The organism is Photorhabdus sp. RM323S, assembly GCF_042879375.1.
Lineage (GTDB): Bacteria > Pseudomonadota > Gammaproteobacteria > Enterobacterales > Enterobacteriaceae > Photorhabdus > Photorhabdus tasmaniensis.
In genome coordinates this window covers 64,654-79,708 of the sequence record NZ_JBHFKZ010000004.1, presented here as the reverse complement: position 1 = coordinate 79,708, position 15,055 = coordinate 64,654, and the positions used below count along the sequence as shown (strand labels likewise).

At 38.6% G+C, this 15,055-nt stretch carries 15 protein-coding genes and 1 other annotated feature; of the genes, 6 read left to right on the top strand and 9 right to left on the bottom strand.

Features of this window, described 5'->3' with window-relative positions; all coding sequences use genetic code 11:
* Nucleotides 1–5 precede the first annotated feature (5 nt).
* A complete protein-coding gene (gene hisG, locus ACGF7G_RS03270; protein ID WP_387463501.1) occupies nt 6–905 on the bottom strand; it encodes an ATP phosphoribosyltransferase in 900 nt (299 codons plus the stop codon).
* Between the two features lie 27 nt (nt 906–932).
* Nucleotides 933–1,057, bottom strand: a sequence feature (His leader region).
* Nucleotides 1,033–1,080: a his operon leader peptide gene (gene hisL / locus ACGF7G_RS03265; RefSeq protein WP_152552705.1), complete on the bottom strand. Its 48-nt coding sequence runs from the start codon at nt 1,078–1,080 to the stop codon at nt 1,033–1,035. It overlaps the preceding feature by 25 nt.
* A gap of 291 nt (nt 1,081–1,371) precedes the next feature.
* Between hisL and ACGF7G_RS03260 the strand changes: the two genes are divergently transcribed.
* Nucleotides 1,372–2,199 (top strand): SDR family oxidoreductase, encoded by an 828-nt coding sequence (locus ACGF7G_RS03260; RefSeq protein ID WP_133815374.1) that lies wholly within the window; start codon nt 1,372–1,374, stop codon nt 2,197–2,199.
* A 6-nt stretch (nt 2,200–2,205) separates the two neighbouring features.
* On the opposite strand, the gene ACGF7G_RS03255 is transcribed toward ACGF7G_RS03260, so the two are convergent.
* Nucleotides 2,206–2,826: a glutathione S-transferase family protein gene (locus ACGF7G_RS03255; protein WP_387463500.1), complete on the bottom strand. Its 621-nt coding sequence runs from the start codon at nt 2,824–2,826 to the stop codon at nt 2,206–2,208.
* Between the two features lie 191 nt (nt 2,827–3,017).
* Between ACGF7G_RS03255 and ACGF7G_RS03250 the strand changes: the two genes are divergently transcribed.
* Entirely contained in the window at nt 3,018–4,220 is a 1,203-nt protein-coding gene (locus tag ACGF7G_RS03250) for a serine hydrolase (protein ID WP_387463498.1), read from the top strand.
* 110 nt (nt 4,221–4,330) lie between these two features.
* Here the strand turns inward: ACGF7G_RS03250 and ACGF7G_RS03245 are convergent, their stop codons facing one another.
* From ACGF7G_RS03245 to ACGF7G_RS03235, 3 genes are all read right to left on the bottom strand, one after another.
* On the bottom strand, nt 4,331–5,185 hold the full coding sequence (locus ACGF7G_RS03245) for a hypothetical protein (protein WP_387463496.1): 855 nt from the start codon (nt 5,183–5,185) through the stop codon (nt 4,331–4,333).
* A gap of 561 nt (nt 5,186–5,746) precedes the next feature.
* A complete protein-coding gene (locus ACGF7G_RS03240) occupies nt 5,747–6,091 on the bottom strand; it encodes a hypothetical protein (RefSeq protein ID WP_133815022.1) in 345 nt (114 codons plus the stop codon).
* A gap of 1,059 nt (nt 6,092–7,150) precedes the next feature.
* Nucleotides 7,151–7,465: a Cro/Cl family transcriptional regulator gene (locus tag ACGF7G_RS03235; protein WP_133814506.1), complete on the bottom strand. Its 315-nt coding sequence runs from the start codon at nt 7,463–7,465 to the stop codon at nt 7,151–7,153.
* Between the two features lie 731 nt (nt 7,466–8,196).
* Between ACGF7G_RS03235 and ACGF7G_RS03230 the strand changes: the two genes are divergently transcribed.
* Nucleotides 8,197–9,018: a hypothetical protein gene (locus ACGF7G_RS03230; RefSeq protein WP_387463494.1), complete on the top strand. Its 822-nt coding sequence runs from the start codon at nt 8,197–8,199 to the stop codon at nt 9,016–9,018.
* 107 nt (nt 9,019–9,125) lie between these two features.
* Here the strand turns inward: ACGF7G_RS03230 and ACGF7G_RS03225 are convergent, their stop codons facing one another.
* From ACGF7G_RS03225 to ACGF7G_RS03215, 3 genes are all read right to left on the bottom strand, one after another.
* Complete coding sequence (locus ACGF7G_RS03225; RefSeq protein ID WP_387463492.1) at nt 9,126–10,424, bottom strand: HAAAP family serine/threonine permease; 1,299 nt, start codon at nt 10,422–10,424, stop codon at nt 9,126–9,128.
* A gap of 955 nt (nt 10,425–11,379) precedes the next feature.
* Nucleotides 11,380–11,976 carry an undecaprenyl-diphosphate phosphatase gene (gene ybjG, locus ACGF7G_RS03220; protein WP_387463591.1) on the bottom strand — a complete coding sequence of 199 codons (597 nt, stop codon included), beginning with the start codon at nt 11,974–11,976 and terminating at the stop codon, nt 11,380–11,382.
* A 565-nt stretch (nt 11,977–12,541) separates the two neighbouring features.
* The gene (locus ACGF7G_RS03215; RefSeq protein ID WP_133814509.1) at nt 12,542–12,802 is read right to left on the bottom strand and encodes a GrxA family glutaredoxin; all 261 of its coding nucleotides are present in this window, start codon (nt 12,800–12,802) and stop codon (nt 12,542–12,544) included.
* 157 nt (nt 12,803–12,959) lie between these two features.
* Between ACGF7G_RS03215 and ACGF7G_RS03210 the strand changes: the two genes are divergently transcribed.
* The 3 genes from ACGF7G_RS03210 (at nt 12,960) to rlmC (ending at nt 15,054) form a co-directional block, all read left to right on the top strand.
* Nucleotides 12,960–13,298, top strand: a complete 339-nt coding sequence (locus tag ACGF7G_RS03210; protein WP_387463490.1) for a YbjC family protein — start codon at nt 12,960–12,962, stop codon at nt 13,296–13,298.
* A gap of 85 nt (nt 13,299–13,383) precedes the next feature.
* A complete protein-coding gene (locus tag ACGF7G_RS03205; RefSeq protein ID WP_387463489.1) occupies nt 13,384–13,896 on the top strand; it encodes a YbjN domain-containing protein in 513 nt (170 codons plus the stop codon).
* Nucleotides 13,897–13,920: 24 nt separating this feature from the next.
* Nucleotides 13,921–15,054, top strand: a complete 1,134-nt coding sequence (gene rlmC / locus ACGF7G_RS03200) for a 23S rRNA (uracil(747)-C(5))-methyltransferase RlmC (RefSeq protein WP_387463487.1) — start codon at nt 13,921–13,923, stop codon at nt 15,052–15,054.
* Nucleotide 15,055 lies beyond the last annotated feature (1 nt).

Sequence of the window (15,055 nt, the reverse complement as noted above, 5' to 3'; positions counted from 1 at the left end):
CTTGTTTACTCCATCATTTTTTCAATCGGCAAAACTAAAATGGAACTGGCGCCAAGGGATTTAAGTTTCTCCATTGTTTCCCAAAACAAAGTCTCACTGCTCACCATGTGCATGGCAACGCGGCTCTGATCGCCTGCCAGCGGCAAGATAGTTGGACGTTCTGCACCCGGTAGCAGAGAAATCACTTCTTCGAGTCTTTCACTTGGTGCGTGCAACATGATGTACTTGGATTCACGGGCCTGAATTACCCCCTGAATGCGGGTCATTAACTTGTCAATCAATTGCTGTTTTTCGGCGGGCATTTCGCCATCACGTTGGATTAGACAGGCTTTTGAACGGTAGATAACTTCCACTTCCCGCAGGCCATTTGCTTCCAGAGTTGCACCGGTTGAAACCAGATCACAGATGGCATCTGCCAAACCGGCCCGGGGCGCAACTTCTACTGAGCCATTCAGCAGACAGGATTTAAAGTGGATTTTTTTCTGATCAAAATAGCGTTTTAGCAGGTGAGGATAAGAGGTAGCGATACGGGCATCTTGCAGACATTCAACGCCGGTATAGTTGTAATCCAGGGGTGTTGCCAGTGAAAGACGACAAGTGCCGAAATCAAGACGGCGTAAAGTGAAATAACGAGGATCTTCTCCCTGAGCACGACGATTTAGCAACTCTTCTTCCAGCACATTTTCACCAATCATGCCCAGATCAACGACGCCATCCATAACCAGCCCTGGGATATCGTCGTCACGTACCCGCAGGATATCAATTGGCATATTCTCCGCGAATGCAATCAGGCGTTGTTGTTGCAGATTGATTTTAATCCCGCAGCGAGCCAGTAACTCGCGTGAATCTTCGCTTAATCGACCTGATTTTTGCATCGCTATACGTAAACGTGATTTATCTAACATTTTTATCCCTATTTAAAATTGGAGACATAAAAAAAACCCCCGGAAGAATTCTTCCGAGGGTTTTGTATTGCATTCATGCCACCGGAAGACCCGCTAAACGTCTTCCAGCACACAGCAGCCTGAAAGACTAATCAGGATGATGGTGATGATGATGGTTGAATTGAATGCGGATCATAATGGGCTTCTCTTTTTTACATTGACTATTTTTAGTATTTACCATTTGCTGCTGGTTGCTTTGGTTGGCTAACCCACAGTGATTAAATTTTCTGCTTGCTATTCAACCTATACGATTTGGCAGGCTAAAAGCAATCAATTTTTTTAGCGATAAATTTTTATTGTAATAATCTCTTGTTTTTATTTGAAATATTGTTTTTCATAAGAAAAATACAGGATTAATAATAACAGTGGCTTAATGTTCAGATTGTCAGCATAATCAAAGTAACATCAGGCATAAGAAGGGGTGATGATGAAAAAAGTTTCCATTATCGGTCTGGGTTGGTTGGGGATGCCATTAGCTAAAGCATTGAGCCGTAGCGGTATGCAGGTTGTTGGCAGTAAAACGACGTCAGATGGTGTAGAAGCAGCGCGTATGTCTGGTATCGAATGTTATTTGTTACAACTGGAACCCCAAATTAATTGTGCGCTTGATGATTTGGAACAGTTGATGGTCGCTGATGTGCTGATTATCACTTTACCAGCAAGCCACACGGCGGGTGGCAGTCATAACTATGTTAAGGCAGTTCAGTTAATTGTCGATACTGCCCTATCGTATTCTGTACCAAGGATTATTTTCACCAGTTCTACTTCTGTTTATGGTTTTATTGTCGGTAATCTGAATGAAGATGCCCCTTTTTGCCCTGAAACACCGTCAGCTCAGGCATTGGTTGAATTAGAGAATTGGTTGCACAAATTGCCAAATATTACCGTTGATATTTTGCGTTTGGCTGGGCTGGTGGGGAGTGGTCGTCATGCCGGGCGTTTTCTGGCGGGGAAAAAGGAACTAAAAGGCGGGGATCAGCCGGTAAATCTGGTTCATCAGGATGATGTTATTTCAGCTATTAATCTGTTAATTCAGCGGACTGGAGGGGGGCATATTTATAATTTATGTGCGCCTGTTCATCCAACCAAAGCTGAGTTTTATCCTAAAGCCAGCAATCAGCTTGATTTAATTCCACCTGAATTTGCTAGAGAAGTCACTCAGGTGGAGAGCAGGATTGTTGATGGCAGCCGTATTTGTAAGCAATTAGGGTTTGAGTATCAATATCCGGACCCTAGATGGATGCCAATGAGCTGATTTTTCTCAACTTAATTCAATCATGACGATCTCTTTGAACGCGGGTCTTGCTGCCATCAGTTGGTACCAGCGTTCAATATTTGGCAGAGATGGACGTTGGATGGGAACGTTAAGCCAAGGATAAATCATGGGGCCGAATGCAATATCAGCTATGCCAAATTTGTCTCCGGAAAGAAATTCCTGTTCTGCCAAGGTGTTATCTACTATTTTTATCAGTTTTGCAATTTCAGCCAGTGTTTGTTCTATCTGTTTTTGATCCCGTTCGGTTTCAGGTGTGCGAACAAAGCCTAACACTAGCTGTTTGATACAGGGAAATAAATGTGAACCGACCCAATCCATCCATTTATCTGCATTTGCTCTTTCTTGTAGATCTTGCGGATAAAGCAGATGTTCACCAAATTTCGCGGCAAGATAACGAACAATTGCGTTAGATTCCCACAAGATAAAATCACCTTCTTGCAAACAGGGAATTTGTCCATTGGGGTTCATTTTCAGATATTGCGCGTCATTCAGTTTGCCAAATTTACCGCCAACATCTATCTGGTTGTATGGCACATTCAGCTCTTTCAGGCACCAGAGCACTTTCTTTACATTGGAAGAGTTTTTACGGCCCCAAATGGTCAACATGGGTTTCTCCTTGCATCAGGGTAATTAGACAATCATTTAAATTGCTATCTATGAATGTCTTATCAGATTAAATTAAAATCAATGGTCAGAACAATCTTTGCACTATTACATTTACATTGGTTTCTTGTCATACAACATCTTATATTAATAGAAATCTGACATTTTTCTTGTAAATAAAAGGGGGAAGGGTGATGAAGAACAGTTTGGCTATGGTGATGAAATGTGTTACTGCGGTGCTGTCAGCTATATTAGTTGTCAATACCAGTGCTTATGCATCGGATGAACCTGTTGTTCCTCCAGTGGAGGCTAAAGCGTATGTGTTGATGGATTATGCTAGCGGTAAAATTCTGGCTTCTGGTCATCCTGATGAGCGGCTTGATCCCGCTAGTCTGACAAAAATTATGACCAGCTATGTTGTCGGTCAGGCGATAAAAGCCGGAAAAATCACACCGGAAGATCTGGTTACGGTCGGAAAGGATGCCTGGGCGACGGGTAATCCGATACTGAAAGGTTCTTCTCTAATGTTTCTTAAACCCGGTGACAGGGTAAAAGTGATCAACCTAAATCGCGGTGTTGTTATTCAGTCTGGTAATGATGCCAGCATTGCTTTAGCTGATCATGTGGCAGGTAGTCAGGATGCATTTGTTAGTCTGATGAATAATTATGCAAAAGCACTTGGGTTGACTAATACCCATTTTCGTACTGTTCATGGATTGGATGCGGAAGGTCAATTCAGTACCGCTCGTGATATGGCGGTATTGAGTCAAGCCATGATCCGTGATGTTCCTGATGAATATGCCCTTCATAAAGAGAAAGAGTTCACCTTTAATAACATTCGACAGCCTAATCGTAACCGATTGCTGTGGAATAAAAATATGAATGTGGATGGTGTGAAAACGGGCTATACCAGCGGTGCCGGTCATAATTTGGTTGCTTCAGCGACAGAGGGGCCAATGCGGCTTATTTCCGTTGTGCTGGGCGCACCAAGTGATCGGATTCGTTTCGCTGAAAGCGAAAAGTTACTTTTATGGGGATTTCGTTTTTATGAAACGGTGACACCAATTAAAGCCAGTGAACCGTTTGTTTCAGAAAAGGTTTGGTATGGTGCTCGCTCAGATGTTGCTCTTGGTGTGGAAAAAGACGCAGCAATCACGATTCCACGCGGTCAGTTGAAAAATCTGAAAGCCAGTTACACGTTGAATCAAACACCATTGGAAGCGCCTTTGACGAAAAACCAGGTTGTCGGTGTGATTAATTTCCAATTAGGCGATAAAGTCATTGAGCAGCGACCTTTAGTTGTTAAAGATGTTGTTGAGAAAGGGGGGTTTTTCAGTCGTATTTGGGATTTGATTGTCATGAAAGTTAGCGGTTGGTTTAATGCTATTTTTGGTTGATTTAACTTAAGCATGTGATTCATGTGGGAAGATAAGTTCGATCGTCAACATGCAGCAGATATATCCTTCTTGGCTCAGGGCGCGGCATTTTTGCCGCGCACGTTTTACATTTATTTATCTTTTTCCAGAGAACAATCCCCGCTGCTTTTTACGGAAGAACCATTATACCGGCCTTTGAATAATAAAACGCCATTAGGTTTATCTTTCCAGTAAGCCCATAATTCGACTTCAGTTTTAACATGATGACCAATATTCTGATATCGAATATGCGTAGGTGATAAACCGCGATAATCGTGGGTTGATGTTCCTTCATATCTGAGTTCATAACTATCAGCAAATTCAGTCAAATCGCCACTTCTGAATAGAATACATGTCGCTACATCATGGAGCTCTACCCATCCATTAAGCGGTTTATTTTCACCTTCAGTATCTTTTTCAAAGACGGTGACATTTTTGCCAGTTTCAGTTTTACCAAATACGTGCAGCTTCCCCGTTTCCAGAGGGCGCAATAGTGATATTGAATTTCTCTGTGGATCTATAATCAAGCCGCCATATTCAACGCCATTGACACTGGCTGTGTAATTGGAAAAACGACTAACATTGCCTCCTTCGAAAATGACCAGTGGTTCATGAGGATTTGAAGTATCAAGTTCACCAGCAAAAGGTCGGACCGCATCACCATCAGAAAAAATTTTCTCACTTTCTCCAGTGCCAATAGCGCCATATATTTCTATTTTACTGTTCCATGCGACTTCATCTTTTTCTAAGGGAATAATAATAATATTCTCAGAAACTAATATCGGTGGGGATTGGTGAGTAATTCCTTCAAAAATGACGTCGTAAACATCAAAAAATTCAACACTGCCCTCAACGAATTTGACGGCTCTGTGCCATGCTCCATCATAGAAATGATCCGTTGCATAACCTGAGGATGGTTTTTTAATGCGTTGATTTTCTTTTGACATGTAATCACCTATTATTATAAAGGGTAATAAATAAAAGAAAAATAGATATTCATGCACTAAAAATAGTAGTAAGTTTTATTGATGTTTGTCAAGAAAACAGCTTTAAATTGTTTTTTATTATTTTATAGATAGTATTAGATGTGAAATTAATTATTAATAAATTAAAACATCTGAGTTGTAAAATAGAACTAATGAAATTACTTTAATATACGATTGTTACCGTTATTAAATATATGGTGAGTAAATATATTGTAATTAGTTTGTGATCTGTTATTGTTTTTATTTTACATAATATTTAAATTAAGTGAATGTTGAACTAAGAAATTCAAATTGGTATTGTTGAAAATAAATTATTATTTATTAAGATAAATTTTAAGAAATAATGCCAAAACAGGCAGAACTTTGAACTTTCGGTTCTGCCTGGAGAACGGAGTATCTGGTAACAAGCTTCTTTTAGCTTTGTATAAACATAAACCTTATTCTACCAGAGAAATGTTGTACCAAATCTTATTGTAACAATGCGGTATTCAGCGCAGTTACTTGGTGGCTTATAACTTTATATTAAGCCAGTAATGTTGCGTTGTAGATATAATTGTAACCACCAGGAGAAACGACTGATGAAGAGGTTATATTCACACGTTTGTTACTACCGCAAGCATTCAAAAGAAGATGATAGAGTGCGTTACCTCTGTAGTCTTGTGCATTCCACCATAAGATATAGTTAAATTTGCCGTTAGGGAATTGCATAGTAACATTAATTTGCAATTGGTTTTGATCAGGTGCAGCTTGAACTGAAGTTACGGTGCCAACAGCGAAATAATAATTAGGAGCCTGAGAAGGAGAAGGTTGCTCGGTTTTACTCTCTGTTGCCACTTCACCAGTTACAGAAGGATGTGTAAAGTTCATTGTATTAATCCTATAGTTTAATGTAGTTAAAAATAAATTCTTATTACTCAAATGTGCGGGCCAATAATTTTGCCGCCGAAGAAATATAAGGTAATTGGTAATTGTAATCTATATTAAAAGTTTATCTGTGTTATATAATTATTGATGTTGTTAAAATGCCGCCAATAATATATTTCCTCTAAAGGGTTAGAATCATAATAATCAAAGGTATAACGATAATCAAAAAATAATATTAGTGTTTGTCTCTATCTCTTTGAATAGGCGAAATTAATAATCTATTTTCAGAGGCGTTATTGATGCTGGGTATTACTATTAATAAATCATTTGTATGGAAAGCAAGCTTAAATTGGCGAATAGGTATAGTGTGTGATGAATGATTTATCTCATCTTTTCTGGTTTGTACTTTTCAACGGACATTCTATTTAAATATTAGGTGATTATTTGTGTTCTATAATTTTCATATGAATATATAATTGTAAACTTTGAAATTAATTCGATAAAATATATTTTAGTTTTAATAGTATTAACATATATGATTTTGTGTTAATAATTACAATGAAAACATATTATTTAAATAATTATATTTAGTTATGAAATGTTAATGGTGAATAACAAGGTAAATGTTGTTATGCGTTTGTTCAAAGCTTGCGTTGATGATATGTGTTCTTTTATAGATTATTTTAAAAGGATATTATTTTGTTGGGGGAGTAAAGTAGACTTAAGCTTGGGTAATCATTATTTCTAATATTTTCTTCGGGGAGTATATAGTCAGGTAAATTGATTTTAATCTTTTGATAAATTTATTTTTTATAAATTTATATTCCTCTATTAGATGGTGTTAAATATAATAATGGCAGGCAGAACATTAATATTACGTTCTGCCTTAAGTTTGATAGAATGCGTCTTTGTAAAATCGGTATCATTCTACCTGAAAAATGTTGTGCCAAATATCCTATTGCAGCAGTATTGTATTTTGCAATTCATTAAATCGCTTTAATCAGATCGATTTTATATTAGGAATTATTATTTAGCCCAAACATTTAACAACAAGCAATTATTTTACATAGAGATTTCTACGCAATTAATATAATCGCAGCCGAGAGGTCCGACTTTTCCTACTGTTCCTATCTTCACATCTTTCTTGGCGCAAAGAGCTTCCATAAGAACCTTATAAATAGCCATGCCTCTATTATCCATAAGATTCCACTTCAACAGCATTTCTTCAGATACGCCATCAAGGAGTAATACAGTCACCATAACTTGCATAGCTTTATCAGGCATAACCTTCATGCCAATGATTTTACAGCTACGTAAGAGTACATCGTCTACCAGGTCTTTATCTTTCATTAAAGAAGGATGCATGTCGTTAATCATAATGTAAACTCCAAAATATAATCTAATTAATAAATTAACTTATATTTTCCCAAGGTAAAGAATGTAAAAGCATTCTCTTGAGAAATATAAGGTGGTTGGTACTTCTACTATAAAAGCAATCTACATAAGAAATTTTTTTAGTACTAAAAATATAGGGCAGTTAATGGTTTTAATTGGCATATAACATTTTGTCTAACACATATAACTATAGGTGCCATTTAGATGTTGTCAAATAATTTTTGAAAAATAATGTAATCATCTGATATATAGAATTATCTTGTTAAAAGAATGTAAAGTATATTGTTAATGTGATAAATATAAAATAATTGTAACTTTGTAGAGTGTATATAATTGGGTGAAATTAAAATATTATTGGTAATGTATTTTTTTAAAATGATTGATTTTATAATTAAAAAACTAGGTTATATTTTTAATTATTGTAAATAAATATGGTTATTTTATTTGTTTGAAATTTATATGAATATCAATGTAAATGAGGTGTTTTATATATTTTTTACAAAAAATCTTTTCCTTTGTGAATTGTTCGTCTATTCTTTAAAAAAATCATTAACGTATAAGATAGAGATATGATTAACTATTTCAATATTAAGGTTAAATGATGTCGGGGTGATTTTTATATTTATCAAATAATTAATATGCGTAAAAAGGAAATAATTATCGTTTTTTAATGGGCGTATGTGCCCACTATTTTGTGATGAAAAGGTGGTTATATGTCATATCTTGATCCGATGGAGCTTTCCATCCGTTTCGGAAATCGCAATAATTTAGGCGCTGATAAGCGATGGACAGATAAACCCGATCCTCTCCGTACTCTTAATCAAGAGCAATTTACTTACATTTATGAGGATAGTCTGCACTTTCTTTACGGTCGATATAGATTCAACTCAAGTAATGGACACGATAATATTTTGACGGATATGCAGGTGTCGAAAATCAAGACGGGAAAATATATTGATCAGTATGGTCACGATGAACAGTATGAGGTTCTTGGTCTCCTTGGTGGCATGGGAACGTTTCCTTTGCATTCAATATTCGGTACGTTCAGAACAGAAGAAATAGATCTGGTTAGTTACTATTTTTATATAGCCTATGTATTGACGGGGAGTTATTCAGTTCAAAATCGTTATTTTTACCAAGGTTATCCAATGGGGCCCAATAAAGATGAGGGGTTGGATTATCTTCTTTCATGGAATGCGGTTGACATCATTCCACCACCGCATAAACCGGGTTTACCACGATATTTCCCTTTGATTAATGGTTATATTCTCTTTCCGTCAGCGACTGAGGCCGTGGTTATCTCGAATATTCCCACTGATGCCAAGTTTATCCGCTTGGAGGACGCCGGGAATAGATTTCCTTTTACTGGAGAAGTCGCCACCAAGACGCCTTATATCTTAACAGATAAGTTGCGGCAACAATGGGAAGAGGAGGAACAGCAGGGGGTACCGATAGAGGAGCGTGGACATTTCGACGAAGACGACCTGTGGCAATATGACGAGCAGCAAGAGGATTGGGTGAAGTGGGCAGTATAGTTTAAATTTTTCTGCTTACTGACTCAGGTGTTTTGATATTGAGAATCAGCAGGCTGATATCGTTATTCGGTTGCTGCCCGCAGAAGAAGGCAGCAACCGGGCGTTGATTATGCAAATAGCGAGTAAAGGACGGCGGAGATAGCAATTAGCCCCATGAAGCCGACAAATACGTTACTCAGTTTGCCACTATATTTGCGCATGGCAGGGACTTTACGGATTGCATACATTGGCATAATGAACAGCAACATTGCGATAACCGGACCACCCAATCTTTCGATCATTTCCAGGATACTCGGGTTCAGGGTAGCGACTATCCATGTGGTCACTAACATGAAAATGGACGTGATACGATTCAGCTTTTTAGGCTCAATGGTTTTGCCCTGGTCGCGCAGTGTCTTAACAACCATACCGTTAAAACCTTCACGAGCTCCCAGATAATGACCAAGGAAAGACTTGGTAATTGCGATAAATGCAATAAACGGAGCAATGTAGGCAATCACTGGTGTATTAAAGTGGTTAGCCAGATAAGACAGAATAGAAATATTTTGTGCTTTGGCTTCTGCCAGGTTCTCTGAAGACAAACTCAATACACAACTGAATACGAAGAACATGACGGTTATAACCATCATGATGTGAGCGTATGACAGAATGCGTGAGCATTTTTTCTCAGCGTTCTCACCATACTCTTCACGTTTTGCTACCGCGAACGCAGAGATGATTGGTGAGTGGTTAAAGGAGAACACCATGACTGGGATCGCCAGCCACAGAGTAACCAGCAGTCCATGGCTTGCACCCGCAGCAGAAATGGTGATGTTTTCGAAGATGGCGGTGTTCCAGTTAGGGATCAGGTAAAACGCCAGTAGCATCAAAACTGCAACAAATGGGAATACCAGTACGCTCATTGCCTTAACGATAGCTTGTTCACCGAAACGAACGATGCTCATTATGCCAACAATCAAGATCAGAGCCAAAAGGGCACGAGGTGGAGAGGGCAGATGCAATTGATGAACAATAAAGCTGTCTACGGTGTTGGTAATAGCAACACTGTAAACTAGCAGAATCGGATAGATAGCGAAGAAGTAGAGCAGGGTGATCAGTTTACCTGCCAGGTTGCCAAAGTGCTCTTCTACCACTTCGGTAATATCTTCACCTGGATTCTTACCGGACAGAACGAAACGGCACATTCCGCGGTGAGCAAAGAATGTCATTGGGAAAGCCAGCAGTGTCATTACCAGCAGTGGCAGTAGACCACCAATACCTGCGTTGATAGGTAGAAACAGCACACCAGCACCAATCGCGGTACCATATAAGCCAAGCATCCATACTGTATCTGATTTACGCCAGGTTTTATAATCGCTTGGGCTGGTAGCCGGGGAAGCGATCGTACCTGTTTGAGTCATATCCATAGGTATCTCCGAGAATAACGCGGTAAATTAAAAAATAAAATTACAACGCCACATGCATGCAAATGCATGTGGCCTAACTCTTTCTTTATAAATATAAATTCTTTAAATATCTCTGGTTTCTATTTAAACGTTTTTATTATCGCCTTGGTCGAAAATCAGACTTTAAATGAGTAAGCCAAAATTTTCGCTTTACTTTCTCTTTTGAAAGAAAGTCTGGAAATTTTAAAGCCAGACTTTTGATAGCGGCAAGATAGCGATTTTTAGTGAATAGTACCGTGATCATCATCCCAAATGTATAATATATCCCGAAAAGTCATCATGTTACGAGATTTAGTGTAATTGTTACCTGAGTATTACCAATTTTAATAAGGTCAAATTATAACCTTAATTTCTCTATTACTCAACTCTCATTATTCTCTTATGTTTTCGCTATTTCCTTTCTTTTGTTTACATATTAATGAATGGAAACGACAAATAGAAGTAAGAGTTAATAAATTGATAAATATCAATTTGTTACCAGATATGAAAATATGTATATCCTGTACCATGCTTGTATCTTTGTGAAAGATATATATAAAACCAGAATAACAGATTGATAGCATCAATAATATGCATGAAATATGTACTAACCATTCTTTGATCAAATTTTAATAATCTCTTTCGTTATATATCTATTTGCATAGTAATTTGTACAGGTTTTCTTGATTTATGAAAAGAGTTGAGCTGAATTTAAAGGCAAATAAATGTTAAATAGGATGTGGGATATTATCCTGTTGTTTAACTAATGTTCATCTTTGCGTGTGAAATTAGCCAGCAATTTCTAATAAGAAGATCTTGATTAAGACGGAGTTTGCTTATCTGGGATGATTAAGTTGCATGTATATTGTCTGTTAAAAACACTGTGCTGGCATAAATACCCATACTTTTGTGAGTCTGGATTATTGGCAGTGTGTTGCTAGCTTTTTATCCAACCTTTCCGGATAGGAAAAGAGCAGCAGCGCTGATACAGGTTGTGTAATCTTTTTTGCAAATTTTCGCCGAACAGAGTCCATACCATTTGTGTAAAAGCACATCCCATCAAGCTGACGAGAAAGGCCCCAACCATATCCATTGGCCAATGAACGCCTAAATAGACTCTGGACCATGCGATAGCCAATGCGGTTGCCATCAGACATAAGCCAGGTAACATTCTGTACCAGAACAGAAAGGATAAAGCGAAAGTAAAGACTATTGTCCCGTGATCACTTGGGAATGAGGTTGTTGGCGCGTGGGGAAGAAAATTGTAACCAAAACCTTCGGCAAAAGGGCGGTCGTGAGGACAGAGTAAACCGATACAGAATGAGGCTAGCATAGCAAAACAGCAAGCCATAGCGGTTTTACTGACGATAATCCGATGACGGGAAAGAGCACGCTCTGAACCCCAAAACCAGAGACTAGCCAATGTCAGAGGGAAAATAAGAACCAGGTATTTCGCAATGAAAATAGCCATTACAATCATGATAGGTGATGATTCAGGCGTAGCATTGAAAAAAGTAAACAGATTATGGTTCATTTGTTCTAACAAATCGGGCCTCACATATAGTCATTTATTTATGTACATCACGATAGTTGGACGCAAGAGAGTAAAATTGCTTGGTTTGTGAGTAAAGAATAATTGTCTTAATTATGTGTGTTATTTATTTTTCGTTTATATTTCCATCAAGAAAATATCGGGTTGTCATAATGATGAAAAATTAACAACCTATTGATATATATAATATTACCCTCTAATTTGGCCTTGTAGTAGTACCCATGCTTGATAGTTTGAGCGTCAGTAGAATCGGTGATGTGTTGTTGAAAGTCATATCTTTTAGGCAATTTTTTCAGGCCATAAAAAAACCCGATAGTCTTGAACCAAAATGGATGAACTATCGGGTTCCTCAATATGGGGATATCAAAGAAAAGCAGTGGCATTAAGTCAGACTACGATTTGGCAAGAAAGTTCTTTGTGATTAAGAAAAAAATACAAATTTTTTTCAGTTTGATGAAAATAACATTTTTTGCACAAACCAATCTGGTCAACAGTTATAATAATCACCCGCTATTTTTACAGCAACAAAGTAGAACGTGAGGTTTGTTTATGGCAACAGTTGGTGTTCTTTTACATACGCTTCGAAATCTGTGCAGCCACCGATATGTTTTTCATCAACGAAAATCTGTGGAACCGTTTCTACAGGCTTGCCAACCGTTTTTTCCAGATCAGCTTTCGTGATGCCTTCTGCGTGAATATCAACATAACGGAAGTCAAAGTCATCACGTTGTTCTTTCAGTCGTTCAGCCAACTCTTTTGCGCGGACACAGTACGGGCAGCCAGGACGGCCGAAAATCACAGTAAACATATAAACTCCTCTTGGTTATCTTAAAATAGTACTGTTTGCTATATTGCTCATGTTCATTTATCGCTACTATGCCTGTATCGATCGGCAAAAAAAAGCAGGAATTGCCTTTTGTTTTAATTAATCATATCGATTTTGGCAGCGGGCTTGCGGTAGTATAATGCAAACCATGTTATCAGTGAGGCTGCAAATGCAGAGTCATAAAGACAGTATGAGTTCATTGGCAGATATGCCAAAGCAGGTTATCTTGCTGGAAATTATTGGCATCGGGTGGCTGATACTGGCATATTTGACTATTAATGATATTGTCATCTTAACGGATCGGCTAATGACGTCAGAAGCGCATATTGTTATGATTTTCGCTGGTATTGGTTGTTTGGTTCCTGCTGCGGTCAACATTGTCTGGCGTGCAGTATACGGCCTCTCTTTTCTGGGAATCGATGATAAAAAAGAGAGTAAAAATAAGGCAAAAGCGAGCGATAACGGTAAAGAAAAATAATTTATCAGCTATTGGTGATAGCGCGATAAAGAATTATTTCGTAAGCTATAGCGCTTTTTCATTTTCCGTTGTATGGGGTTGTTAGATGGGTTCACTTGTCATTCCTGACTTATCAGTATTGCGTGAGTGGTTGGATCAGCTCAAAATTTCCTACTTTGAGTGCGATTCGTGCCAGGCATTGCATCTACCTCATATGCAGAATATTGATGGTTTATTCGATGCTAAAATTGATCTGTTGGACAATGTAATTTTGTTCTCTGCTTTGGCTGAGGTGAAGCCAACAGCCATTATTCCTCTGATGGCTAATTTAAGCCAGATTAACTCCAGTTCGCTGATGATTAAGGCTTTTCTTGATATTCAGGATGAAAACTTACCGAAGTTAGTGGTATGTCAATCTTTCCTTGTTTCAGCCGGGCTGACTTTTACCCAATTTTCTCATTTTTTGCAGCAGGGCGAAGAACAGATTGGGAGTGTGATTTTTGAAATTCACAGTAATAACTTGTTATATATTAACCGTGATATCGAAATCGAGGGTGATATTGAAGAGGAAGAAGAGTCACAGGCTTCCGTTAAAGCACCGACTTTTACTTTGCACTAATATTTCCAACACGGTCGTTCAACAATGCAATGTACGCAATATTCCGCGGGGCATTGTCACTCCTGTCAGTGGCTCGAGAAACCCTATTTTCAGCAGTTAGAAGATAAGCAGCAGAATTTAAAACAGTTATTATGCCAAACCATCGTGAATCAATGGTTGCTTCCGATTGCCAGTCAACAAAACGCCTTTCGTAATAAAGCTAAAATGGTCGTCAGTGGCAGTGTAGAGCGTCCATTGCTGGGCATGTTGCATCGCGATGGGGTTGCCGTTGATCTGTGTAATTGTCCTCTCTATCCGGCGCATTTTCAGCGTGTATTTGATGTCGTTAAATCTTTCATTGCTTGCGCTGGCTTGACGCCATATAACGTTGCCCGTAAACGGGGTGAGCTGAAATACCTGTTACTGACAGAAAGTCGTCATAACGGTGAAATGATGCTGCGTTTTGTCCTGCGCTCTGAAACGAAAATTGCTCAACTGGAGCGTGCTTTACCCCGGTTGCGGGAGCAATTGCCACAGCTTACGGTTATCTCTGCCAATATTCAGCCAATCCATATGGCGATCCTGGAAGGCGAAAAGGAGATCCTGTTTACTGAACAAAAAGCACTAAAAGAAGAATTTAATGGCGTTCCTCTTTATATTCGTCCACGCAGTTTTTTCCAGACTAACCCGGAAATTGCTTCTGAGTTGTATGCGACAGCAGGGCGCTGGGTTCGTGAACTGAAAATCAGCAGTATGTGGGATCTGTTCTGTGGCGTTGGTGGTTTTGGCCTTCATTGTGCGGATAAAAATACCCGTTTAACTGGCATTGAAATCAGCCCTGAAGCGATTGATTGTGCCGTTGATTCGGCCAAAACATTGGGTTTGGAAAACATTGAGTTCAAGGCTTTGGATTCAACGCACTTTGCTGTAGCAAAGGATCACATTCCTCAATTGGTTCTGGTTAATCCACCTCGTCGCGGAATGGGTAAAGAGTTGTGTGATTATCTCGGTAGAATGGCGCCCGATTATATTCTTTATTCAAGCTGCAATGCTCCGACGATGGCGAAGGATATCACTGTGTTGGTCAAGTACCGTGTGGAAAAAACACAGTTGTTCGATATGTTCCCTCATACTGAGCATTACGAAGTTTTGACGTTATTGGTGTTAAATCAAAACTGAA